General features: G+C 42.5%; 19 protein-coding genes. 4 read left to right on the top strand and 15 right to left on the bottom strand.

Annotated elements, in window-relative coordinates:
• Positions 1-34: 34 nt before the first annotated feature.
• The 5 genes from HMPREF2904_RS08250 to yycF form a co-directional block, all read right to left on the bottom strand.
• Positions 35-421, bottom strand: coding sequence for a YbaN family protein (locus tag HMPREF2904_RS08250; protein ID WP_070661806.1), 387 nt, complete (start codon positions 419-421; stop codon positions 35-37).
• Positions 422-454: 33 nt separating this feature from the next.
• On the bottom strand, positions 455-1,006 hold the full coding sequence (locus HMPREF2904_RS08245; RefSeq protein WP_070661803.1) for a putative periplasmic lipoprotein: 552 nt from the start codon (positions 1,004-1,006) through the stop codon (positions 455-457).
• A gap of 142 nt (positions 1,007-1,148) precedes the next feature.
• Positions 1,149-1,958, bottom strand: a complete 810-nt coding sequence (locus HMPREF2904_RS08240; protein WP_023918725.1) for an MBL fold metallo-hydrolase — start codon at positions 1,956-1,958, stop codon at positions 1,149-1,151.
• 7 nt (positions 1,959-1,965) lie between these two features.
• Positions 1,966-3,318 (bottom strand): cell wall metabolism sensor histidine kinase VicK, encoded by a 1,353-nt coding sequence (vicK, locus tag HMPREF2904_RS08235; protein WP_070661800.1) that lies wholly within the window; start codon positions 3,316-3,318, stop codon positions 1,966-1,968.
• Complete coding sequence (yycF, locus tag HMPREF2904_RS08230) at positions 3,311-4,012, bottom strand: response regulator YycF (RefSeq protein ID WP_024054739.1); 702 nt, start codon at positions 4,010-4,012, stop codon at positions 3,311-3,313. Before yycF ends, vicK begins: the two co-directional genes overlap by 8 nt.
• 501 nt (positions 4,013-4,513) lie before the next feature.
• On the opposite strand from yycF, the gene HMPREF2904_RS08225 reads away from it, so the two are divergent.
• Positions 4,514-5,563, top strand: coding sequence for a DUF389 domain-containing protein (locus tag HMPREF2904_RS08225; protein WP_070661796.1), 1,050 nt, complete (start codon positions 4,514-4,516; stop codon positions 5,561-5,563).
• Positions 5,564-5,774: 211 nt separating this feature from the next.
• On the opposite strand, the gene thrS is transcribed toward HMPREF2904_RS08225, so the two are convergent.
• The 4 genes from thrS to ccpA all read right to left on the bottom strand — a co-directional run bounded on the left by thrS (position 5,775) and on the right by ccpA (position 11,540).
• Positions 5,775-7,718, bottom strand: coding sequence for a threonine--tRNA ligase (gene thrS, locus HMPREF2904_RS08220; RefSeq protein ID WP_070661793.1), 1,944 nt, complete (start codon positions 7,716-7,718; stop codon positions 5,775-5,777).
• A gap of 353 nt (positions 7,719-8,071) precedes the next feature.
• Positions 8,072-9,394: a glycosyltransferase family 4 protein gene (locus tag HMPREF2904_RS08215; protein ID WP_049485662.1), complete on the bottom strand. Its 1,323-nt coding sequence runs from the start codon at positions 9,392-9,394 to the stop codon at positions 8,072-8,074.
• A 1-nt stretch (position 9,395) separates the two neighbouring features.
• The gene (locus HMPREF2904_RS08210; protein WP_070661789.1) at positions 9,396-10,394 is read right to left on the bottom strand and encodes an LTA glycolipid anchor biosynthesis glycosyltransferase, IagA/BgsA family; all 999 of its coding nucleotides are present in this window, start codon (positions 10,392-10,394) and stop codon (positions 9,396-9,398) included.
• 141 nt (positions 10,395-10,535) lie between these two features.
• The gene (gene ccpA / locus HMPREF2904_RS08205; protein WP_003005429.1) at positions 10,536-11,540 is read right to left on the bottom strand and encodes a catabolite control protein A; all 1,005 of its coding nucleotides are present in this window, start codon (positions 11,538-11,540) and stop codon (positions 10,536-10,538) included.
• A gap of 160 nt (positions 11,541-11,700) precedes the next feature.
• On the opposite strand from ccpA, the gene HMPREF2904_RS08200 reads away from it, so the two are divergent.
• Positions 11,701-12,783: a M24 family metallopeptidase gene (locus HMPREF2904_RS08200; protein ID WP_003015591.1), complete on the top strand. Its 1,083-nt coding sequence runs from the start codon at positions 11,701-11,703 to the stop codon at positions 12,781-12,783.
• 240 nt (positions 12,784-13,023) lie between these two features.
• Here HMPREF2904_RS08200 and HMPREF2904_RS08195 read toward each other — a convergent pair whose 3' ends face one another.
• From HMPREF2904_RS08195 to HMPREF2904_RS08180, 4 genes are all read right to left on the bottom strand, one after another.
• Positions 13,024-13,473, bottom strand: coding sequence for an Rrf2 family transcriptional regulator (locus HMPREF2904_RS08195; protein WP_031576605.1), 450 nt, complete (start codon positions 13,471-13,473; stop codon positions 13,024-13,026).
• 112 nt (positions 13,474-13,585) lie between these two features.
• Positions 13,586-14,428, bottom strand: coding sequence for a metallophosphoesterase family protein (locus HMPREF2904_RS08190; RefSeq protein WP_070661786.1), 843 nt, complete (start codon positions 14,426-14,428; stop codon positions 13,586-13,588).
• Positions 14,429-14,566: 138 nt separating this feature from the next.
• Positions 14,567-17,290 (bottom strand): FtsX-like permease family protein, encoded by a 2,724-nt coding sequence (locus HMPREF2904_RS08185; RefSeq protein WP_070661783.1) that lies wholly within the window; start codon positions 17,288-17,290, stop codon positions 14,567-14,569.
• Between the two features lie 13 nt (positions 17,291-17,303).
• The gene (locus tag HMPREF2904_RS08180; RefSeq protein ID WP_070595245.1) at positions 17,304-18,005 is read right to left on the bottom strand and encodes an ABC transporter ATP-binding protein; all 702 of its coding nucleotides are present in this window, start codon (positions 18,003-18,005) and stop codon (positions 17,304-17,306) included.
• A 170-nt stretch (positions 18,006-18,175) separates the two neighbouring features.
• Between HMPREF2904_RS08180 and HMPREF2904_RS08175 the strand changes: the two genes are divergently transcribed.
• Together HMPREF2904_RS08175 and HMPREF2904_RS08170 are read left to right on the top strand one after the other, a co-directional pair.
• On the top strand, positions 18,176-19,522 hold the full coding sequence (locus tag HMPREF2904_RS08175; protein ID WP_003005441.1) for an Nramp family divalent metal transporter: 1,347 nt from the start codon (positions 18,176-18,178) through the stop codon (positions 19,520-19,522).
• 493 nt (positions 19,523-20,015) lie between these two features.
• The gene (locus HMPREF2904_RS08170; RefSeq protein ID WP_003005482.1) at positions 20,016-20,558 is read left to right on the top strand and encodes a TetR/AcrR family transcriptional regulator; all 543 of its coding nucleotides are present in this window, start codon (positions 20,016-20,018) and stop codon (positions 20,556-20,558) included.
• Positions 20,559-20,686: 128 nt separating this feature from the next.
• Here HMPREF2904_RS08170 and tehB read toward each other — a convergent pair whose 3' ends face one another.
• Positions 20,687-21,547: an SAM-dependent methyltransferase TehB gene (gene tehB / locus HMPREF2904_RS08165; RefSeq protein WP_070661780.1), complete on the bottom strand. Its 861-nt coding sequence runs from the start codon at positions 21,545-21,547 to the stop codon at positions 20,687-20,689.
• A 106-nt stretch (positions 21,548-21,653) separates the two neighbouring features.
• Positions 21,654-23,399 carry a C69 family dipeptidase gene (locus HMPREF2904_RS08160; protein WP_070661777.1) on the bottom strand — a complete coding sequence of 582 codons (1,746 nt, stop codon included), beginning with the start codon at positions 23,397-23,399 and terminating at the stop codon, positions 21,654-21,656.
• Positions 23,400-23,445 lie beyond the last annotated feature (46 nt).

Here is a 23,445-nt window from a genome sequence, read left to right as displayed (position 1 = left end):
CTTTTCCTAGTTCTAGGGCCTGAATTCTCCAATTTTAATCAGGATTTTCCTCTGTTGGATTTTCAGGCTTATTAGGGATCACTTTTAAGAGATAATAGGTGATAAAAATCGTCAAAGCCCCTAGAGCAAGCTTCACCCAAATAATCGGTGCCAGATAGATCGAAATCCCCATCAGAATGTAGATCTGAAGAAGGATCCATTTCTTCCGTTCTTTGGCAATCGATTTGGTCTCTCGGTAATCCGCTACATAGGTTTGATAAAGCTTGGTTTGGTAGAGCCAAGTTTCAAAGCGTTTGGAACTTTTAGCAAAGCAGGCCATCGATAGCAGTAAAAAGGGAGTCGTCGGTAAAATGGGCAAAGGAATCCCAATAATTCCTAATCCCAAAGACACAAAACCAACCGTAAGATAAACAAGGCGCATTTACTTCTCCTTTATATGATTCATTTTTTGATATCAGTCTGCAAGTATCATATCGGATAGTTGAAGCTTCATCTTAGATGGGTCTGACATTCCATCTACAATTCCCAATTGTTCCTCATTCAGTGGCAACAATATCAAAGTTGCTGAATGAGATGGTAATTCGCCGCTATCCTTGATGAAATAACTTACCTTTTGATTATCAAAAATAGTCTTTCCATCATAAGACCAAGAAATTGAAAAATTCAAATCTTTCTTGATATCCACATCTGTCTTATTGACCAACATGAGCGCTGCTCTTCCTTCAGATACAGCCCCAGTAAAGTAGACTACCATATGACCTTCACTACCAACTTCAGGATGTTCCTTAACCAATTTTTTTCCTAGCTCGATGAGATCAGACGTCTTTCCTTCATATTGAGGGGCCACCACAAATTTCAAACCTTTTTCTTCTTTATCTTTAGAAGACTCTGATACTTTTGTTTCCTTCGTCGTTTGATTGGAAGTCGACTCTTTCGTATCTTGCTTAGACTGACTACAAGCTGTTAAAGCAACCAAACTAGCCAGTAATAACATCATTTTTTTCATTTATTATTCTACTCTCGTGACTCTCACTCAGAATTCATTCTTTCCTATCATACACGAATTTTTGGTAAAGAGCAAATTCATTACTAGATATAGATTTCCTCAAATAGACATATAAAAAACCACCTGCAGGTGGTTTTCCATCTTATATCTTCGTCAAAGGGGTCGCGGTATCTGGCGAGGTATCTAACACCTCAAAATCATGGCCAACAGCTAGATCTGCTCGAGCCAGTTGATTCTCCATGGTCATATGGGCCAATTCTTTGATATTGTTCTCTTTTGACAAATGTCCCAGATAAATCTTCTTGGTGCGATTCCCCAAGGTTCGGATCATGGCATCCGCACCATCTTCGTTAGAAAGGTGGCCTAAATCAGACAAGATCCGCTGCTTCAAGCGCCAAGCATAAGAACCTGCTCGAAGGATCTCTACATCATGGTTGGACTCAATCAAATAGCCATCCGCATCCGCGACGATACCTGCCAAGCGATCACTCACATAGCCCGTATCCGTCAGCATGACGAAGCTCTTGCCATCCTTCATAAAGCGATAGAATTGAGGTGCAGCAGCATCGTGACTGACCCCAAAACTTTCGATATCGATATCGCCAAATGTCTTGGTCTTCCCCATTTCAAAGATGTGCTTTTGAGCATCATCGACTTTCCCTAGATACTTGGTGCCTTCCATAGCCTTCCAAGTTGCTTCATTAGCATATAGATCCATGCCATATTTCCGCGCTAAAACACCCACACCATGAATATGGTCTGAGTGTTCGTGCGTAATCAAAATGGCATCTAAGTCTTCCGGTTTGCGATCAATTTCAGCCAATAGTCCCGTAATCTTTTTCCCTGATAACCCTGCATCAATAAGCAGTTTTTTCTTTGGCGTCTCAAGGTAGAAAGAATTCCCACTAGAACCTGAAGCTAAAATACTGTACTTAAATCCCTCTTCTGTCATTGACTCCTTATTCTTCCTCTTCTGTATCCCAGTCGTCTTTAATAGCATCTTTGTCGTACGGCAAGACAATGGTAAAGGTAGATCCCTTGCCATATTCACTCTTGGCCCAAATAAAGCCTTTGTGTTGCTTAACGATCTCCTTAGCAATGGCTAAGCCTAGACCAGTCCCACCTTGGGCCCGGCTACGTGCCTTATCCACTCGGTAAAAGCGATCAAAAATGCGAGGCAAGTCTTTCTTGGGAATCCCCAAGCCCTCATCTGAGATGGAGATAATCAACTGGGCGTCTGTCGTTTTCATCCCTACCTTGATCTTTCCACCATCAGGTGAGTACTTGATGGCATTGTTCAAGATATTGTCGATCACCTGGGTCATTTTATCCGTATCAATTTCCACCCAGATCGGAGTGATCGGGTATTCCCGGATCAGTTCATACTTCTTGGTATCTTCTTGCGATTGACTCTTGATCTTATCAAAGCGGTTTAAAATAAAGGTGATAAAGGCCGTAAAGTTAGTCAACTCGATGTCCAACTGACTGGTTTCATTATCGATTCGTGACAAGCTTAATAGATCTGTGACCATACGCATCATGCGGTTGGTTTCATTAAGTGAAACCTTGACAAAATCTGGTGCTACTGGCTCTGACAAAGCGCCATCGTCCAGAGCTTCCAGATAGGATTTCACACTGGTCAAAGGTGTCCGTAATTCATGACTCACATTGGAGACAAAGAGGCGACGTTCCCGCTCTTCCTTGTCCTGCTCTGTCGTATCGTGCAAGACAGCTACCAGACCAGAGATAAAACCTGACTCGCGACGAATCAAGGCAAAGCGCACACGAAGACTTAAGTATTCCCCATTTTCATCCTGGGAATCGATGGTCAACTCTGGTACTTCTGTAATCAAGCTGCGCAGATCATACTCGTCTCCAATCGAAAGCAACTCCAGAATACTGGTATTGAGCACCTCATCTGGATTGACATTCAATTGCTTGGCGGCCATTTCATTGACCATGATGATCTGACCGCGTCTATTGGTCGCAAGCACCCCGTCTGTCATGTAAGAAAGGATGCTGGTCAAACGCTTGGTTTCTTGTTCCAAGTTTTCATGCGTCAGGCGAATAACCTCAGACAGATCATTGATACTATTGGTCATATCCGTCAGTTCTGGACTTCCTTGCATGTCGACCACTTCGGAATAGTCCCCTGCAATCAGATCCTTAATTTTGGCGTTTAATTGTCTGAGCTTGATATTGTCCCTACGGTTTTCTAGCAAAAGCAAGGCTACCACAATGATAAACCCAACCGTAATCAGAACAAAGACAAAGTTCGACGACATTACAAATTGTTTTAGTTGATTAATCATTGTTTCTCATATAATATCCGACACCACGACGGGTCAAGATATATTCTGGACGTCCCGGTGTGTCCTCGATTTTTTCACGCAAACGACGAACCGTCACGTCTACTGTCCGAACATCACCAAAGTAATCATAGCCCCACACCGTCTCAAGAAGGTGCTCACGGGTCATCACTTGACCGACATGGGTCGCAAGGTGATAGAGCAATTCAAATTCGCGATGGGTCAAGTCCAATTCTTTGTTGCCTTTTTGAACCAAGAAAGCATCTGGAAGAATGTGAAGATCACCAATGACAATTTCCGTATCGGCATCATTTTCAAGCTGAGGATCCGCCGCAAACTCAGAACGACGCAACAAGGCTTTCACACGCGCTTGCAATTCCCGATTCGAGAAGGGTTTGGTGACATAGTCATCCGCACCGATTTCAAGCCCGATGACCTTATCAAATTCCGTATCCTTAGCAGATAGGACAATGATCGGCACATTGCTGGTCTTACGAATCGTACGCGCCACTTCCAAACCATCAATCTCTGGTAGCATCAAATCTAGAATAATAATATCCGGATTTTCAGCCGCAAAGACCTCTAAAGCTTCCCGACCATCAAATGCCGTCAAGACTTCATAGCCTTCTTTTGCCATGTTAAATTTGATAATATCTGAAATTGGTTTTTCATCATCAACTACTAATATTTTTTTCATCTTACATACCTGTTTCTAATGCTACTTTTCCTTATCAATCTCTATTTTCTTATTATATCAAACTTATGAAGAAATGTGGAGTCTCAATTGCTGGACTTTCTAATAAGACAAAGCAAAAAGACTGAGATCATGACATCTCAATCTTTTCTTTGTTCATTATTTCTCAACACGTGGTTTGTTGGCGATATCAGCTAGGATTGCTGCTACAAACTCATCCTGTTTAAACATTAAAACGGTATCTACTTTCAGAGGAGATATCGTTTTTCTTCTTCGGATAAGGATACAAAAATTACTTCCTTTCTCTATCTTTTAAATCAATTGATTTCTTCAGAGAAAGACTGTAAAATTTTTGATATAATGTCAAGGATGGACTGATGGATAGTTAAAAGATAATGTTCAAAAGAATCATAGGTAAGAATTAAAAACATGTCAGTTTGGACAGAAGGCTCTCTACCATCATCCATGCAGAAACAAAATTATATGAAATAAAAGGAGTAACCAATGTCCGGAAACTATTCAACACGTGAATTCCGCGAGAAACTATATGATGACCTTCATGTTCGATTAAGAGATACAGTGATTTTGATGTGTGCGATTTTTATTGCCTCTATAGGTCTAAATATGAATTCAATAGCTGTCATTATTGGAGCCATGCTGATTTCCCCTCTTATGACACCGATTGTTGGACTGGGATTCGGTTTAGCTATTTTTGATACGCGTTTAATCAAGCAATCTCTAGGGGTTTTATTTACTCAAGTATTGGTCAGTTTGCTTGTCTCGACTCTATATTTCTGGATTTCTCCCTTATCTTATGCAAGTAGCGAATTGATTGCACGAACCTCTCCAACCATTTGGGATGTTCTCATTGCTATTGCGGGTGGGATAGCAGGTGTCATTGGTTCAAGGAAAAAAGAAGCAAACAATATCGTGCCAGGAGTAGCCATTGCAACAGCTCTGATGCCACCTATCTGCACTGCAGGTTATGGTTTAGCTAATGGAAATGTACGATTTTTATTTGGGGCTCTCTATCTTTTCTTGATCAACTGTGTCTTTATCATGCTAATCAATATTGTTGGAACAAGAATTATGATGAGACAATCTCCCTTAAGTTCATTTAAAGAGCTAAACATGAAAATGAGAATTGGGTTGATATCCTTGATTGTATTATTGGTTCTTCCAGCCAGCTATTCAGCAGTCACTCTGACGATGGATCAAGCACGAAAAGAAGGAATCAAACAGTTTGTAGGAAAAGAGTTCGCCAATCATACGGTCATTAATCAAGTCTACAAGTCAAGGAATAATGAATTGGTCTTGACGGTTGTTGGAGATCCGATTTCAGAAGAAGAATTAGAAACCATTCGCCAAAAACAAGCCTCTTACGGTATTGAATCTGTTCAATTGAAAGTCAATCAAGTCCATAATTCGACAAAATTAGATAGTGAGACGACCAAGGATTTTTATGAAAACATTGACAAGTATATCGATCAAAAACTCTCTGAAAAAGATTCACAAAACGATCTCGTAAAAGAAAATGAGGCAGACAAGGATTGAGGATAGTCAACTTATCTAACTCATGGAAGCAAATCTTGGGGGGATATCCTATATCCAAAAGTTAATGGATAGAAAGGATTGTTGATGAAGATACTATTTGTGGTGGTTTGACCAATCACTACTAGCTCAGGTTAAACAAAATAGAAAAAGCAACAACTGAAATAGTTGTTGCTTTTTCTTACTGAAAAATGTTTCCCAGACTGTGATCGTTTTATTTCTCAACACGAGATTTATTTGCAATATCTGCAAGAATCAATTCTACAAATGCATCCACTGACATGGTTTCTGTTTCTTTTTGACCATAACGACGTACGTTTACAGCCTTGTCTTCCATTTCCTTGTCCCCAACGATCAATTGGTAAGGAATCTTTTGAGTTTGAGAAGCACGGATCTTGAACTGCATTTTTTCATTACGTTCATCCACATCGGCACGAACACCACGGTCACGAAGCTTCTTAGCCACTTCCCAAGCATAGTCCACGTGTTTTTCGTTCGATACTGGGATAAGGGTTACTTGGTGAGGAGCAAGCCATGTTGGGAAAGCTCCCTTGTAGTTTTCAATCAAGATCGCAGTAAAGCGTTCCATCGTTGAGATAACCCCACGGTGGATCATGACTGGACGGTGTTCTTCTCCGTCTGCTCCAATGTAATGAAGATCAAAGCGTTCTGGAAGCAAGAAGTCCAATTGGATAGTTGAAAGAGTTTCTTCTTTACCAAGAGCTGTTTTCACTTGGATATCCAATTTTGGTCCGTAGAAGGCTGCTTCCCCTTCTGCTTCATAGTACTCAACACCCATATCATCAACAGCGGCTTTCAACATGCGTTGAGCATTTTCCCACATCTCATCGTTATCAAAGTATTTGTGTTTGTCTTCAGGATCACGGTAAGACAAGCGGAAACGGTAATCTGTCAAGTTAAAGTCTTCATACACATCGATGATCAATTGAAGGATCTTCTTGAATTCTTCCTCGATTTGTTCTGGAGCCACAAAGGTATGACCATCATTCAGAGACATTTCACGGACACGTTGAAGACCAGTCAAAGCACCAGATTTTTCATAACGGTGCATCATCCCAATTTCAGCGATACGGATTGGCAATTCACGGTAAGAATGCACATGGTGTTTGTAGACTTCAATGTGGTGAGGGCAGTTCATTGGACGAAGAACAAACTCTTCTCCATCACCCATATCCATTGGTGGGAACATGTCTTCACGGTAGTGATCCCAGTGACCTGAAGTTTTATACAGTTCTACAGAAGCAATTGGTGGAGTGTAGACGTGTTGGTAGCCTGCTGCTACTTCTTTATCAACGATGTAGCGTTCCAACTCACGACGGATGGTCGCACCATTTGGCAACCAGAATGGAAGACCTTGACCAACTTCTTGAGAAATCATGAACAAATCAAGCTCTTTCCCAAGTTTACGGTGGTCACGTTCTTTGGCTTCTTCACGCATTTGAAGGTAGTTCTTCAAATCTTTCTTGTCAAACCAAGCGGTACCATAGATCCGTTGCATCATCGCATTGTCGCTATTACCACGCCAGTAAGCTCCAGCAACGTTAAGAAGGTGGAAGATTTGGATGCGACCAGTTGATGGGACGTGTGGGCCACGGCAAAGGTCTACATACTCACCTTGACGGTAGATGGTCAAGCCACCTTCGTCTTCTGAGTGCTCTTCAATCAATTCCAATTTGTATGGATCGTTTTTGAAGATTTCACGCGCTTGGTCTTTAGTCACTTCTTCACGAATAGATGGGAAGTTTTCTTTCACGATTTTCTTCATTTCTTCTTCGATACGAGGAAGGTCTTCGTTAGAGATTTGACCCGCTTGGTTGTCTGTATCGTAGTAGAAACCATCTTCGATCGCTGGACCGACACCCAAGTGGATATCTGGGAAGAGGCGACGAGCTGCTTGGGCAAACAAGTGTGCCGCTGAGTGACGCAAGATTGGAAGAGCATCTTCGTGATCAGGTGTCACGATTTCGATGCTTCCATCTTCAGTGATGGCACGAGTTGTGTCAATCAATTTGCCGTTGAATTTACCAGCAAGGGCTTTTTTAGCCAAAGAATTGCTGATAGATTGGGTAATTTCAAAAGTTGTAACGCCAGATTCGAATTCACGAACAGCGCCATCTGGGAAAGTAATCTTAATCATGATTTTCTCCTTATAAAGTTTTTAGTAGCTAAATGGGTGGGAGGTGTCTTTGAACATTGGAATCGGCACTCCTTTTGATGTCTTCATTAAGAAATCAAAAAAGCGACCTCCTCGAAAGGACGTCGCAACGTGGTTCCACCTTCATTTATGTTCCTCAAAAAAGAGGGACACCTCTGATTGGCTCTAACGTAGCCACCGTTTTATGTTTGCATAAAAGAATCACGAGTAGTCCCAAACCTATCCTCTACGCGATTTCCAGCCCCACGCGCTCTCTATCAGATTTCCTAGATTTGATATGTCTCTGTCAGTTATTATAGCACGATTGAAAAATTTTGCAAGAAAAAGTTTCATTTTCAATCAAAGAAATGCGTGATTTTACGGATTTTCTTCACTTGTTTGACCGAAGCCTTCATCATCTTCACAGATCCATTGACCGGAAGAGCAATCACCTTGGTCGGGATTTTCACGATGGTCTTAGACATCCGCTTGACCCGACTTTGCTCAGGATTCAAATCATTTGAAAAGTCTTTAGAGATGATTTTATCCAGGTAAAATTCGTAGACCCGACGGCCAAAGGTTGCTGCAGAAATATCATCAATCTTTTCTGCCCACTTGGTCTCATCGATTGCAGGCATCTCGTCAATCGCTTCAAGAATCGCTTGTGCCAGATCGCTCTCTTCATAAAAGAGCTTTCCAAACATAGGGTCATCAATCACATGATCGAGATAAGGATTGCCATGAGCGATGATCGGGGTACCACTTGCAATACTCTCTAAATAAGTCAACCCTTGCGTCTCACTCGTTGAAGCTGAAATAAAGAAGTCAGCCGCCTTATAGTAGAGAGCTGTCTCATTTGGTGGGATCATCCCTGTAAAGACAACCGCATCTGAAATCCCCAGTTTCGCCGCTTGTTTTTTCAAATCATCCAAATAAGGACCATCTCCAGCCACGATCAACTTAACTTTTGGATTGACCTTGAGGACATCTGGAAGGGCCGCAATAACAGCCTGAATATTCTTTTCATAAGACACCCGCGACAGGCTCAATAAAAGCGTTTCATCTTCTGCGACTTCATATTTTTCACGAAGAGCAGCTGTCTCTGTCGGAGTGATTTCCGGTCGGTCAAACTTGGCCAAATCAATCCCTGTCGGAATAATGCGTTTTTCTGCCTTGACCTTGTACTTTTGGAGCAAGTCATAGACGATCTCACTAGGACAGATCACGCCATCCAGATCATTCATATAACTTCTCACAATGTATTTGACCATACTTGGGCGAATGACCATACCTCTTGCAATATAGCGGACATAGTCCTCATACTGGGTATGGTATGTATGAATAACAGGAATCCTCAACTCACGTCCAATCCACACTCCCAAAAGGCCCAGTGAAAACTCAGTCTGGGTATGGATAATATCCAGCTGGTATTGCTTGGCAATGGCAAGCGCCTTTGAGAATCCACGATATGCAACGCGGCGGTCCTTAAAGGCGAAGAAAGGCACACTTGGAATCCGAATGATCTGCCAATCTTCATAGCGGTTGACATCTTTATCCGTTGTCGTAAAGATAAAGACCGTGTGACCCAATTTTTCTAATTCTGTTTTGAGCGTCCGAATACTGGTCGCTACTCCCGAAACTTGCGGGAAATAGGTATCTGTAAATAACCCTACACGCATCTTACATCTCCAAAACTGTTTGATAGGCTTCGACCAATTGATAAGCCACTAAGTCGATCGAACGACTTTCAGCGACCTTGTAGCCCGCCTCCCGCTTGTCTACTTGACCGTTCAAGACCTTGTTCAAGGAATCCACAAATTCGTCTACATTATGGCACAATTCAGAAGACGTCTCGTCGATCCAGCCATTGTATACTGGAATATCCCGCAAGACCGTGTGCTGATGACTGGCCAAGGCTTCCAAAACAACGATTCCTTCTGTTTCTTCATAAGATGGGAAGAAGAAAGCATCTGAACCCGTCATAGCCCCTTGGAAGACTGCTCCCTTGAAGTAGCCAGGGAATTCCACATTACTAGGATGATCCTTTTCCACGATACGACGAATCTTACGCGGAATGATCCATTTGTTGATAGAACCTAGCCAAATAAAGCGCACATCCGGCATGCGACGGGCCACTTCTACGAAATCTTCAATCCCTTTGCGTTTAAAATAAAGCCCTGCACAGATGACAACCTTTTGACCTTCTTCGATTTTAAAATGCTTGCGAAAGACTTCTTCTTTTTTCGGATCCTTCTTGTATTTTTCCAAATCAATCCCATTGGAGACCGCGATAATCGGTGTGGTCACCCCATAAGACTGAATCAGGTGTTTGGAATACTCAGATGGCGTGATCACATAGTCTGCCTTTTGGTACATGTGAGCCAAATACTTCCCAAACAAGGGCGCAAAAAAGTTAGACCCGATAAAGGAATTTTCAAAATCCTCACGGGTTGAATGGCCATGCATGATGACTTTCTTTCCACGACGCTTTGCTGCATGGAGCAAAAGGAAACTCCGTGGGCCATAGGTATTGATATGCACCACATCATAATCTCCTAAAATATCTGTCGTATACGGAATCCCAGCCAAATCAAGCGCATGCATTTGATGCTGCAAGGCTCGACCAATTCCTGATTTTTGTAAGACGGATTTTCCTTCTAAATACAGTAAAACTTTCATACCTTCTATTATACCGAAATAAAGAGTGCCCAGCAAGTCTCTACCTGTTTGCAGTATAAAAAAGAGGCTAGAACAGTTCTGTTCTAACCTCTCAGACTAGTAGACACGTCTTCCCATGTCGAGACTCTAGTCTACTAATCCTTATTTTTTGGTCGTTCCACGTTGGTTGATCGTATGAGACAACAGTACTTCGCGTTCTTCCAACTCTTCTTTGTGCATGATCTTGGTCAACATGCGCATACTGATCGCACCAAGGTCATACAAAGGTTGGCCAATCGTTGATAGATTTGGACGCGTGTAACGAGTTACTTGTGAATCATCGCTGGTGATAATTTCAAAGTCTTCTGGTACCTTGATTCCCTTATCAGACAAGCCGTTCAAGAGACCTGCAGCCAATTCATCCCCTGTTACAAAGGCAGCTGTTGCTTTTGACGCAATGATGCGTTCTGCCAAGTTATAACCTTCATCGTAACGGTACTTGGATTCAAACACAAGTCCTTCACTATAGCTCAATTTTTTCGCTTTCAAAGCTTCTTTGTAGCCTGTCAAACGAATTTTTCCATTGATATCATCCACCAATGGGCCGCTTACAAAAGCAATTTTCTTGTTGTGTTTTGCCAACTGTGTAACAGCATCAACGGTCGCTTGCTTGTAGTCAATATTGACACTTGGCAATTGGTGTTCAACATCCACTGTCCCAGCAAGGACAACTGGCGTCCGAGAGCGTGAAAATTCTGAGCGAATTTTTTCAGTCAAGTGATAACCCATGAAAATGATCCCATCCACTTGTTTTGAAAAGAGGTTGTTTACCACTGAAACTTCTTTGTCATCGTCTTCATCGCTATTTGCAAGAACAATATTGTACTTGTACATTTCAGCAATATCATCGATCCCCTTAGCCAAGGTAGAGAAATAGCTGTTGGTAATGTTTGGAATCACGACACCTACTGTTGTTGTTTTCTTACTAGCAAGGCCACGCGCAACAGCATTTGGACGGTAATCCAAGCGTTCGATCACTTCTAAAACTTTTTTACGTGTATTTTCTTTAACGTTCTTATTTCCATTTACTACACGACTAACGGTTGCCATTGAAACCCCTGCTTCACGGGCGACATCATAAATTGTAACTGTATCGTCTGTATTCATAAGATTTCCTTTCATTGTTGAAAATTTCGTTTTCACTCTCTAATTAATCCTATTTTATCATGGATTGTAAACACTTTCAAGTATTTTGGTAAAATTTTGTAAACTCTTGCTTTTTTGGGGAAAATTTGACAAAATAGATCCATAGAAAGAAGGTAGCATTATGTCTAAATTAGATCAAATCGTCGATTTTCTTGAAACTGAAAAAACAGATGTCGCTGTTGTATCCGATCCTGTCACCATCAATTACCTAACTGGATTTTACAGTGATCCCCACGAACGTCAACTCTTCTTGTTCGTTTACACAGACCACGAACCACTTCTCTTCGTTCCTGCCCTTGAAGTGGAACGGGCGACTGCAGTTGTCGATTTCCAAGTGGTTGGCTATGTGGATTCTGAAAACCCATGGGAAAAGATTAAAGGGGCTATCGCAAAACCAGATGCCAAAACCGTTGCACTTGAATATGATAACTTGATCCTTACCAAATACAATGGCTTGCGTACTGTCTTTGAAAAAGCAACATTTACCAACTTGACACCACGGATTAACCGCATGCGCTTGATCAAATCTGCTGATGAGATCCAAAAAATGTTGGTGGCTGGTCAATATGCAGATAAGGCTGTCAATATGGGATTCGACGCCATTTCACTGGATAAAACAGAAACTGATATCGTAGCAGAAATCGACTTTGGTATCAAACGCTTGGGTTATGAAATGAGCTTTGAAACCATGGTCTTGACTGGAAATAATGCAGCTAACCCACACGGAATTCCTGGAAGCAACAAAGTCGAAAACGATGCTCTCTTGCTCTTTGACCTTGGCTGTATGGTAAATGGTTATGCGTCAGATATGACTCGTACCGTTGCTGTTGGGAAACCAGATGATTTCAAAAAAGAAATCTACCACTTGACGTTAGAAGCTCAACAAGCAGCCATTGACATGATCAAACCAGGTGTAACAGCACATGACGTCGACCGTGCTGCACGGAGCGTCATCGAAAAAGCTGGCTATGGTGAATACTTCAACCACCGCCTCGGACACGGGATCGGAATGGACGTGCATGAATTCCCTTCTATTATGGAAGGAAATGACATGGTGCTTGAAGAAGGCATGTGCTTCTCAGTCGAACCAGGAATCTATATTCCAGGTAAAGTCGGTGTCCGTATCGAAGATTGTGGTTATGTCACAAAAGACGGATTTGGACTCTTCACAGAAACCAGCAAAGACTTACTTTACTTTGACTAATCCTTTAGTCGTTTCAATATATAACAAACATCTTGTTTCGTTAATAACTATAAAAAATGAGGCTGGGACAAAAGTCCTAGCCTCTTAATTGTTTTTGGATTGTCGAGCAAGGCGCAGTGGTTGCGTGGGCTCTACTACGCTGATTTCATCAGCTTTTACAGCCCTACTCAACTGTGCGGAGGTGGGACGACGAAATCGAATTCTAACGAATTACCGATTTCTGTCCCACTCTCTTTTTTCTTATGAAACCGATTCGAGTTTCATTCTTTTCTGCGTATCTTCTACGACGTCTTTTAAAGTGGTTTGAGACATTTCTTTTTCCATAGCAGTCTGAATGTCCTCAAGCTTCCCATCTAAAACATTGTGGATATTGTGGCCAATTGGGCAGGCTGGATTTGGATTGTCATGAAAACCAAATAATTGACCTGTCGAACCTAAACATTCTACTGCTTGATAGATATCCAGCAGGCTGATCTCATCGGCTGCTTTTGCGAGCTCAGCTCCGCCTGTCCCACGCGCTACATGGATCAATCCAGCTTTCTTCAACTGAGACAAGGTCTTTCGAATAATAACAGGGTTCACGCCGACACTTCCTGCCAAAAAATCACTGGTTACTTTTGTTTTTTCTCCTTGTAGAGCAATCATGATCAAGACATGAGTCCCAATGGTAAAGCGACTCGAAATTTGCATAACTTCACTCCTTTCTACCCGTTTTTGAAGGTAGAGTCTATTGAACAACCGTCAAGGGACGACTTTCGTTATTCCTATTATACTCTTTTCAGTTGTAATGTCAACAGTTACACTATTGGAAGAAGTCCTCTAGCCAAGCATCGATTTCTCGATCATGACCTTCTCTCTGTTCAATCTCATGAAGAAGCTCATGATTGTGGGTATGATGAATGCCATTGACCAAACTTTCATAATACACTTGGTAATAAGGAAGATGGAGATCTTTTGCGAGTTGCAGTTCTTTTTGGACATCATAATCCACCCGTCTAAAATCTACATCTTTTAGCCCCATTTGATCAAATTCAAGAATAGCATACATGGCCCGAAGGTCCTTGCGAAGATTCTTTTCCAAAAAGAAAGGTTGACCGATCGATCCAGGATTGATAATCAGTTCTCCTCCTGTCCCGTAGCGGAAAAACTGCTGGTGAATGTGTCCGTAGACTGCGATATCACAAGACGGGTTTGTCACCAAGCGGTCAAAATCCTTCTGCTCACCAATGTGGATCAATTCGCGACCCCAATTCTTATCGGGTAAGTGGTGGGTAATACCGATCTTTAAACCTGCGATTTCTCTATGGACCTGCATGGGCATTTCCTGCATAGCTTCAATTTCCTGGGGTGTGATTTCTTCAAGAATATATTGACACTGGCGCATGAGGTAGCGATGACTGGGTCTGGTCTCATCCAACATCCCCCTCATGGCCCGCCAAAGACTATCTTCCCAGTTTCCAAGGATTTTGACCGTAATCGGTAACTCCTCTAACAGCTCCAAGAGGGCCCGTCTCCCTGTCCCAGGCATCAAACTATCTCCTAAGAGCCAATATTCATCCACCTTGGCTTTTCGACTATCCTCTAGGACAGCTTCCAATGCTGTCGTATTTCCATGAATATCTGAAAGTAAAGCAATTTTAATCATGATCTTCTCCTTCTCTCCATTATAACAAAGAGAAGAAAAACTTCCACCCTAAGGTGAAAGTTTTATGAACATTCCATGCTACTAGAAATGAAAACTCAGGCTAGAGGGCCTGTCGCTATCAGCTACAGGCTTTGTATCTTAGTCTACTGATTTGAGGGCTTCGAGCATGTCTACTTTTCGGAGATAATGGTCAACATAAATTCCTAACAGGATCAAGAGAAGGATCATTCCTCCGACAGGAAAGAGAAAAACTCCAAGTCCCACTTTAGGGTAAAAGAGAATGGCATCTGGTGCAATCATGGCAATGAGGAATTGGTGAAGATAATAACCACCCACTAATCCCAAAAGGATCCCTATGATAGACAATAAGATAGTTTCGCGGTAAATATAGAGCGTCACTTCCTTATTATGGAATCCTAAGACCTTAATGGTCGATAATTCCCGGATCCGCTCCGCCACATTGATATTGGTTAAATTATACAAGATCACGATGGCTAGCAAGATCGATACGACTACTAGAATCATCATAGTGGTGTCCAAGGATTTGGCAACTGAATTAAAGAGGGAAATCATCGAAGCATTCTGACTAACCGCCTTCACAGCTGCAAGTGCCATCATATCCCGACTAATAGCCTGCACTTGTCGTGTAGAAGGATTTTTCAACTGCACCAAATAGCTATTTGCTGAAGTCCGCTTTCCGTAGATCTTTTGGTAACTTGCCTGATCCATATAGACAAAATGGCCGACATAATTTTCAGTGATTCCTGCCACCTTAAAAGAGTGACCATCTAGGGTCAGTCGATCCCCAACTGTAACCTGGGCTAGTTGTGCTAGTTTGCTACTGATGATAACCCCTTTCTTTAGAGACAAAGATTCCCCTTGCTTGAAAGAACGCAGGCTGACAAAGGGAGAAAAATCTGCACAATCCGTAACCAACATCGTAACGGTCTGCTTGTCGTGTCCATTTTTTAAAGAAGCTTCAATGACCTTACTATAGATAGCTCGATAATCCTTGATGTCTGATTTTGCCAGACGATTGGTTAGTTCTTTGCTTTCTTGGTAGGAGGCATTCGTTTTTTTGGCTACAATCAACTCATAAGATAGGATCTCTTGAAATTGGCGTTTGGAAACACTTCCTACAGAAGATTGAATCCCTAGCCCTGCAAAGAGAAGAGCAACAGAACCCGCCACTCCAAAAATGGTCATCAGCATCCTTTGTTTGTAACGAAAGAGATTGCGAGCAGTAACCTTGTGCGTGAAATTCAGACGCTTCCAAATAAAATGGACACGCTCCAGAAAAATTTTCGAACCGGATACTGGTGGTTTGGGCAGTAATAAAAGATTGGCTTCTTCTTTTAATTCCTTACGAGCAACCCAGTAAGCTGGAAGCACACTCGCGACGAAAGACAGTCCAAGAGCAATCAGAGTAATATCCCTATAAAAATACTCTCTGCTCTCTCCAATCACCATCCCTTGCGTAATAATGTTGGAGATGATTCCCGATAGGAAATAATGCCCCAACAAGCTTCCTAGAAGGGTTCCAATCGTACCAGCAAAGAATCCATAGAGGACAAATTTGAGAATGATGTCCTTGGTTCGATAGCCCAACGCCTTAAAAACGCCTGCATTGGTCCGCTCTTCATCGACAAAGCGCGTCATCGTGGTGAAGGTCACCATGGCTGCTACCAGATAAAGAACGACCGGAAAAATATTTCCGATAGCAGAGATACTGCTACTAGCATTGCTATACATCAGGTAACCTTGTCCGCCTGGCATGGTCTTGCGATCATAAACATGATAAGTTGGAATTTCTAGCTGATCTCGCTCGGTTTTGGCTTTTTTTAGCTCCTCCTCTTTTTTTGCAAGTTCCTTTTCACCTGCAGTCCAGTCCTTCTTTTTCTGATCCAGTTGTTCTTTAGCTTGATGGATTTTTTCTTGACTGGCTACTCGCTCTTTAGCTGGCAGAAATGGAGCTAGTTTACTGAGCTGCGTCTCCTGCAAGTCTAATTGCTTTTGAGCCTGATCGATCTGATTCTTGGCTGACTGTAATGTTTCCTTGGCACGACTGAGTTCTTTCTGGCCTTTTTGGATCTGCCCATCCGCCTCCTTCTTGAGTCTTTGATAGCGAGCCTTTCCATTGTCTTTCAGAAATTTTTCTAACTCTTCTTGGTGAGCTTCGAGCCGTTTTTGGTAGGCTTGCGAAAAAGAATCCAAAGATCTCAGATCATCAAACTGGATCCGCGCCATCACAGGGAGTTTAGTCGTAAAGACCTCTTTTGAAACCAGAGCATAGGCATCCAGATTCCCACTGCCACTCATGGCAGTGCCTAAATTCTTTTGAGACCACATCTCAGAGGATTGAACAAAGCCAACAATGGTGAATTGCTTTTGCTTTAAACTAGACCTAGTTCCCGCCTTTTCTTCAAGTGTGAGGGTATCCCCTAATCGATAACGATCCTCCCAAAAACTCGCTAGGGCCAATTCCCCTTCTTTTTGAGGCAGACGCCCCTTGGTCACACGAAAAGAAGAGAGACTCTTTGGGGGAGAAAAAAGTCGGATTGCCTTTCCTGTTCCTTTCAACGTCAGATCCAGCAGTGAACCAAATTCGACACGCGTCCCTTTGAGTCCTAAAAGCTCCTCTTGGTCTACCTGGTCTAATCCCAAGTCCCCCATGACAGCAAGATCTAGCATCTTTTGTTGCTGAATAAACTGGTTAGCCGTTCGATGCATATTTGGAGTAGTCACCTTTAAGCCTACCAAGGCCAAGCTTCCCAACAACATCAAGGTTAAGATGGAGAGAAAACGTCCTTTTGAATGTGTAAAAGAACCAAACAGATCCTTCCAATAGACTTTTCGTTTCATGCTAGCACCTCTTCTAATACTCTAGTGTAGCAATATCTTGAGGAAGCTCATTGATTTCTACCGACTTGACCTTGGCATCATGCATGCGAATCACACGGTCTGCAATCGGGGCTAAAGCAGCATTATGGGTTACGATGATGACCGTCGCTCCCTTTTTACGAGACATGGCCTGTAAAATCCCCAATACTTGCTTACCTGTCTGGTAGTCTAAGGCTCCTGTAGGCTCATCGCAAAGGAGAATTTTAGGGTTTTTCGCCACTGCCCGAGCAATCGCCACCCGTTGTTGCTCTCCACCTGACAATTGGGCAGGAAAATTATCAAGACGATTGCCAAGTCCTACTTCTCTTAAAACGGCTTCCGGATCCAAGGCATCAGAGACGATTTCTGAAGCCAATTCGACATTTTCCTTGGCTGTCAGATTGGCTACTAAATTATAAAATTGAAAGACAAAGCCAACGTCATCTCGTCGATAATCCGTTCGTTGATGGGAATTGAGCTTAGAAATATCCACCCCATCAATCAGGACCTGTCCTTCGTCATTCGTGTCCATCCCTCCTAAGATATTGAGAACTGTTGATTTTCCAGCTCCTGACGCCCCTAAAATAATGACCAATTCGCCTTTTTCAATCTCAAAAGAAACATCCTGATTAGCGAGAATCTCCGTTTCTCCACTAGTGTATCGCTTGTAACAGTGCTGCATTTCGATGTAGGCCATTTTTTCTCTCCTCCCTCCTATTTCCTAACTCTATTATAGTCCTTTTCTGATAGATTACAAAGAAATCGAGGCATCACCAATAGTGATTCTTCCTCATTATCATGAACTATTATAAATTTTATGCTATAATTAGAGAGAAATTTGATTTATTCTTAGAAAGAAGGCTCATCATGAGTTTACAACAGTTTGAAAGGAAATCTCTTCAAGAAATCAACCAGTCTATTGACGTGCCAAAAGGCATCCCCTTTTGGAAGACTCTTCTACTCTTTTCAGGACCAGGAAGTCTGGTAGCTGTCGGCTATATGGACCCGGGAAACTGGATTACCAGTGTGGTCGGAGGGGCACAATACCGCTACCTCCTCTTATCAGTGGTTCTTCTCTCCTCTTTAATCGCCATGCAGTTGCAACAAATGGCTGGTAAACTAGGAATTGTCCATCGTAAGGACCTGGCCCAAACAACCGCCCATCACTTGCCAAAATGGCTTCGCTATACCCTTTGGATTGTGATCGAGCTTGCCCTGATGGCGACAGATTTAGCAGAAGTCATCGGATCAGGGATTGCCCTCCACCTTCTTTTTGGCTGGCCCTTGCTTTTTTCCATTCTGATCACCATCTTTGATGTCTTCCTCTTATTGGGGCTCATGCATCTAGGATTTCGAAAGATCGAGGCCATCGTATCAACCTTGATCCTCACAATCCTTGCGATTTTTGGTTATCTGGTTTTCCTATCGAAACCAGATATCGGGGGAATCTTTGCTGGATTCCTGCCTCAAAAAGAAGTACTGGGAATTGGGCTTCCAAAAGGAAATGAAGCCTTGACCTTGGCACTTGGAATCATCGGGGCAACGGTGATGCCCCACAACCTCTACCTCCACTCTTCCATTTCGCAAACGCGAAAAGTTGATTATAAGGATCCAGCAGATATCAAACGGGCAGTGCGCTTTATGACCTGGGATTCAAATATTGAATTGAGTTTGGCTTTTGTCGTCAACTCCCTCCTCTTGATTCTTGGAGCGGCCCTCTTCTTCGGGCACGGAGATAAGATTGGTGCTTTCTCTAGCATGTACAATGCCCTCAAGGATAACCATATTGCTGGTGCCATCGCAAGTCCTTTCTTGTCCACTCTCTTTGCCATCGCTTTGTTAGCTAGTGGTCAAAATTCAACCATTACTGGGACCCTAACCGGTCAAATCGTTATGGAAGGTTTCTTGAGATTCCGCCTGCCACAATGGGTCGTTCGTCTCATGACTCGGATCATTGCCCTTCTTCCTGTCATCGTCGTTGCGATCTTATTTGGAGATCAGGAACATGTCCTTGACGACCTTCTGGTTTATTCTCAAGTCTTCCTATCAGCGGCTCTTCCTTTTTCTATCTTCCCTCTGGTTTATTTCACCTCCAACAAGGAAATCATGGGAGAACATGTCAATGCGAAGTGGAATACTTTCTTAGGCTATCTCGTTGCGATTGTCTTAACTATCTTAAATTTCAATCTGATCGTGACAACTTTTATCAAATAAAGAGAGAGTGGGACAGAAATCGGTAATTCGTTAGAATTCGATTTCGTCGTCCCACCTCCGAACAGTTGAGTAGGGCTGTAAAAACTGATGAAATCAGCGTAGTAGAGCCCACTCAACCACTGCGTCTTGCTCGACAATCCAAAGACAATTGAGAGACTAGGACTTTTGTCCCAGCCTCTTTTTATTTATTACACTCCCTTTTCCATCTTGCTCCTCCATTTCCTAAAAATTTCCTGACCATTTTTTTAGGAGGGAATTATTTTAAATCACTAATTGTTGTGAGGTTTTCACAAAATCTTGTCAGTGCCCGTCATTCATAAACTTGTAAAATTTTTGTACACTTTTCGTTATCTGTACAAAAATGAGAATTGTTGTCTAATTTATTCTTTTGGAGTATAATGCTATTTGTTAGTGTCGTAAAATTATTTAACATATAAATTATTTTAACGTCAAATAAAAATAAACAGATTGATACAACTACAGAAAGGAACATATGGTACGCCAAAGACAAACAACAACCAAGTCAGACTTACGAAATGCGCTCTCAAAACTCCTCTTGCAACAACCTTTTGAAAGCATCACTATTCGACAATTAACCGAAACCGCTGGAATTAACCGCGGGACCTTCTACTTGCACTATGTCGATAAATACGACATGTTTGAGCAAATGAAATTGGACATGATGCAAGAATTAGATAGCCTCTTCGTTGAAGGAAGCCCTGTCAAGGTGAACTTTCTCAATGTCTTGACTGCTATTAAAGAGAATTATGATTTTATTTATGCATTGTCACAATCCTGTTGCTCGGACTTCCGTAAATTGGTAAGAAGTTTTACCCTACATGCACTGGACGATACTCCCCATGCAAAGGAACATATCATTTCAGATTTTCAAGTTCCATACAAGTATGGTCTAGAGATTTTCATCGCTACGATTGAATCTGTGATTGTGACCTGGTTAGAATCCGGTGCGAAAGAAGAGCCAATCGAAATCGGGACGATCATTCTCAGCGTCTGCGACTTTGCTAGCTGGAACTAAATTCCCCAACCTTCTCCTACCTTTATGGAGAAGGTTTTTCTTTTTGGCAAGTGAACAACATTCAGATCACCTTGTTCAACTTGTTTGTAGAAAGCAAAAAAGCAGGATGCTAGGATCCTGCTTTTTCTCTATTTTTTCTTTGCCAACATGGTTGCAAATCGAAGTTGAATCCGATGGCCATTCTCATCTCGACGATGGAGATGGCCAGGATTTTCATTATATTTGACCAATTCCCAATCCTTGTAATACTCCGCCAATTCTCCTTCTTTAAAGGTGAACGAGAAAGGCATCTGGCAAGGATAATCTTCTGTATCCATGGCACAGACAATGAGATGGTAGCCACCTGGATTGGTATGCTCTTGCATATTGCGGATAATCGCTGGAATCCGATCAGCGTCTAAAAACATGAGGACCACAGTCGATACGATGAAATCATAGTTTTGGGTAAGAGCTGCAGCATTGATATCATAGAGACCCACAGGCATGTCCAGATCTTCCTCAGCGACAATACTTTGTAAGATCTCAAGAGCCAGTTCATTTTGATCTACAGCTGTCACATCAAAGCCATGTTGGGCCAAAAAGAGGGCGTTACGGCCTTGCCCGCATCCTAGATCCAGCGCCTTTCCAGCTGGGACAATTTCCACTGCTTCTAGTACTTCTGAATGGACAGGATTGGTGTTGTATTTTTTTGGGAAATAGTCTTTTGGCTCACAGTAAAATTCCAAGTACCACTCCACATCGTCCGTCGCTGCTTCCACACGGTGCCAGGCCTGGGGCTCAGCCATGGGGTTTTCTGCTCCTGCTTCAAAGAGGTGGCTCGCGATTTCTTCCCCCTCTTCGGTCAATTCAATAAATCGTAACTGACCCTTTAAAACAGTAATCTTCCCCCAGGTTCCGACCTTGGTATTGTGCTTTCTTTGAAGAGCTTCTGGCATGGTATCCTTGGTCCAGATAGGCATGCGCTTGTAAGCAATCAATTTTTGTGTCATGCTACTTCTCCTTTTTCTTTCACTACTCTTATCATACAGAAAAAAGCCCCTTTTTACAAGTTGGAAAAAGAGGCTCCGCTTTCTAGCGAAACCTCCTTGTTAGGATCTATTCATCCTCTTTATTTTTTGATTTTTTATAAAAGAATCCAGCTAAACTAAATCCACAAACAGCCAATACTCCAAGAAGGACTGAGAAGACCACACTTGAATCTTGAGTCTGGCTAGCCTTTTTAGGGGTATCTCCGAGCGCTTCCTGACAAGTTTCTGGCTTCTTGTCTGAACTGTCTTTTTCAGCAGCAGCCATTAAATTCGCTTTGTTATAGCCATCGTAGACAAAGTCAGCTTCCAAGCCCTTTTCTTCACGAATCTTATCTTCCATTTCCTTTTCAGTAGCCTTGATTTGTTTGAAGATTACATCTGCTCGATCCATGGATTCCTTAGTAACTTCACCTTGAAGAGCTTTGGCTTGCTCATCTGTGAGACCACTATATTTTTTATCCAAAGCAGCTTGTTCCTTGATCCAGCCGGCTTCCATTTCTTTCCATTTATCTTGGATACTGGTGCCAAAGAGGTCTGGATATTTCATGACCATTTGGTCGATATGCCAAACAGCCCAATACCATGAAGTAGGATCATACTTAGCAGAGCGGACTTTAAAGGCACCGTAGGTGTCATTGACTAAGCCATAGAATGGAACATATGGGGTATTGCGACTTTGGGCGAGACCCAACCAAACGATTCCACCAAATGGACTTGGCAAGTCTTTCTTGATTTGATAGACATGGGCATCAATGACGTTTTCATTTCCTAGAGCATACTTGTATTTCTTGGTATCAACTTTTTTACCTGGTTCGGCCAAGTCATCTGCTGTAAATTGTTTGAGGTGTTCGAAACGGTTCCGTTGTTCGGCGAAAACATCTTCTAGACTATACCTCTTAGAAGGATCCGTTGGTTTACGAAGTAGATCAAAGTGTTGATCATCATATTTGACATCCGCTTTTGGATCCATCAAGGTAATCCCTGCATAGGTCCGTGAGCGGTTGCGTTCGGTGTATTCGTCCGGACCATAAGAGTCCGCAATATGGAACTTGCCATCCTTATCCGTCTTGTAATGGTCGGCTTTCTTAGCTACTGCTTCTACATCTTTTGAAGCAATGACATTGTCCTTGTCCTTGAGATCCACATGTCCCAGATAGTAGGTATTGGCAAAAATAGCATAGCGGTCTTGTGGGAATTTAATAGCCACATATTGGTGACCTGAGAGGATTTCCATGTACCAGAGCTCATTTTTATCTGCTACAACGATAATGTTCCCTTCGGCAGAACCTTTTTCATCCAAGGTCTTGGCAACAATTTCGATTCCTTCTCGAGCAGTTTTTGCACGAGGCAAGACCAAGTCGATCATGGAAGCTTCTGGTAGGCCATCCTTGACCAAAGGGTCGGCTTTCAAAATCTTGTCATGAGGAGTCGCTGATACTGTCGCTGTCATTGACACGCCCACTTCATTAAAACCATGAGCTCCGAAATTCCCGTTACTTCCATCACCACGCGCAGCATCATAGGTCGCTGTGTACTTCATTTCATGGCTCAAATGAGGATAGGTAAAGCCATTGGACTCATCTTCGATCTTATCCCCTTCCTTGTAGTCCTTTGCTGGAACTACAACAAAGTTTTGATTGTGGCGCCCGCCATCTGGTGCATAGGGATAGTCCTCTGTACGACCGTACAGCATGGAGCCATCCGTGGTTAAGTCCTTCCCTACAATGAAGGCCGAACAGGCTTGTGCGACCTGCACAGGGAAGAGAGCGATTAGCATGAGGCCAAACAGTAGTTTGAATAGGATTTTCTTCATAGTCTTTCTCCTTATTGACTACAAAAGAGGCTAGAAAAACTTTCAA

Origin of the sequence: Streptococcus sp. HMSC072G04 (assembly GCF_001813295.1) — a bacterium.
In the GTDB taxonomy this organism is placed as follows: domain Bacteria; phylum Bacillota; class Bacilli; order Lactobacillales; family Streptococcaceae; genus Streptococcus.
The sequence above is the reverse complement of the archived record's forward strand: the minus strand, read 5'-3'. Positions and strand labels throughout refer to the sequence as shown.

Excerpts from the sequence above, each read along its gene's own strand:
- HMPREF2904_RS08250 (WP_070661806.1), bottom strand. The coding sequence starts at position 421 with ATGCGCCTTGTTTATCTTACGGTTGGTTTTGTGTCTTTGGGATTAGGA.
- HMPREF2904_RS08245 (WP_070661803.1), bottom strand. The coding sequence starts at position 1,006 with ATGAAAAAAATGATGTTATTACTGGCTAGTTTGGTTGCTTTAACAGCT.
- HMPREF2904_RS08240 (WP_023918725.1), bottom strand. The coding sequence starts at position 1,958 with ATGACAGAAGAGGGATTTAAGTACAGTATTTTAGCTTCAGGTTCTAGT.
- vicK (WP_070661800.1), bottom strand. The coding sequence starts at position 3,318 with ATGATTAATCAACTAAAACAATTTGTAATGTCGTCGAACTTTGTCTTT.
- yycF (WP_024054739.1), bottom strand. The coding sequence starts at position 4,012 with ATGAAAAAAATATTAGTAGTTGATGATGAAAAACCAATTTCAGATATT.
- HMPREF2904_RS08225 (WP_070661796.1), top strand. The coding sequence starts at position 4,514 with ATGTCCGGAAACTATTCAACACGTGAATTCCGCGAGAAACTATATGAT.
- thrS (WP_070661793.1), bottom strand. The coding sequence starts at position 7,718 with ATGATTAAGATTACTTTCCCAGATGGCGCTGTTCGTGAATTCGAATCT.
- HMPREF2904_RS08215 (WP_049485662.1), bottom strand. The coding sequence starts at position 9,394 with ATGCGTGTAGGGTTATTTACAGATACCTATTTCCCGCAAGTTTCGGGA.
- HMPREF2904_RS08210 (WP_070661789.1), bottom strand. The coding sequence starts at position 10,394 with ATGAAAGTTTTACTGTATTTAGAAGGAAAATCCGTCTTACAAAAATCA.
- ccpA (WP_003005429.1), bottom strand. The coding sequence starts at position 11,540 with ATGAATACAGACGATACAGTTACAATTTATGATGTCGCCCGTGAAGCA.
- HMPREF2904_RS08200 (WP_003015591.1), top strand. The coding sequence starts at position 11,701 with ATGTCTAAATTAGATCAAATCGTCGATTTTCTTGAAACTGAAAAAACA.
- HMPREF2904_RS08195 (WP_031576605.1), bottom strand. The coding sequence starts at position 13,473 with ATGCAAATTTCGAGTCGCTTTACCATTGGGACTCATGTCTTGATCATG.
- HMPREF2904_RS08190 (WP_070661786.1), bottom strand. The coding sequence starts at position 14,428 with ATGATTAAAATTGCTTTACTTTCAGATATTCATGGAAATACGACAGCA.
- HMPREF2904_RS08185 (WP_070661783.1), bottom strand. The coding sequence starts at position 17,290 with ATGAAACGAAAAGTCTATTGGAAGGATCTGTTTGGTTCTTTTACACAT.
- HMPREF2904_RS08180 (WP_070595245.1), bottom strand. The coding sequence starts at position 18,005 with ATGGCCTACATCGAAATGCAGCACTGTTACAAGCGATACACTAGTGGA.
- HMPREF2904_RS08175 (WP_003005441.1), top strand. The coding sequence starts at position 18,176 with ATGAGTTTACAACAGTTTGAAAGGAAATCTCTTCAAGAAATCAACCAG.
- HMPREF2904_RS08170 (WP_003005482.1), top strand. The coding sequence starts at position 20,016 with ATGGTACGCCAAAGACAAACAACAACCAAGTCAGACTTACGAAATGCG.
- tehB (WP_070661780.1), bottom strand. The coding sequence starts at position 21,547 with ATGACACAAAAATTGATTGCTTACAAGCGCATGCCTATCTGGACCAAG.
- HMPREF2904_RS08160 (WP_070661777.1), bottom strand. The coding sequence starts at position 23,399 with ATGAAGAAAATCCTATTCAAACTACTGTTTGGCCTCATGCTAATCGCT.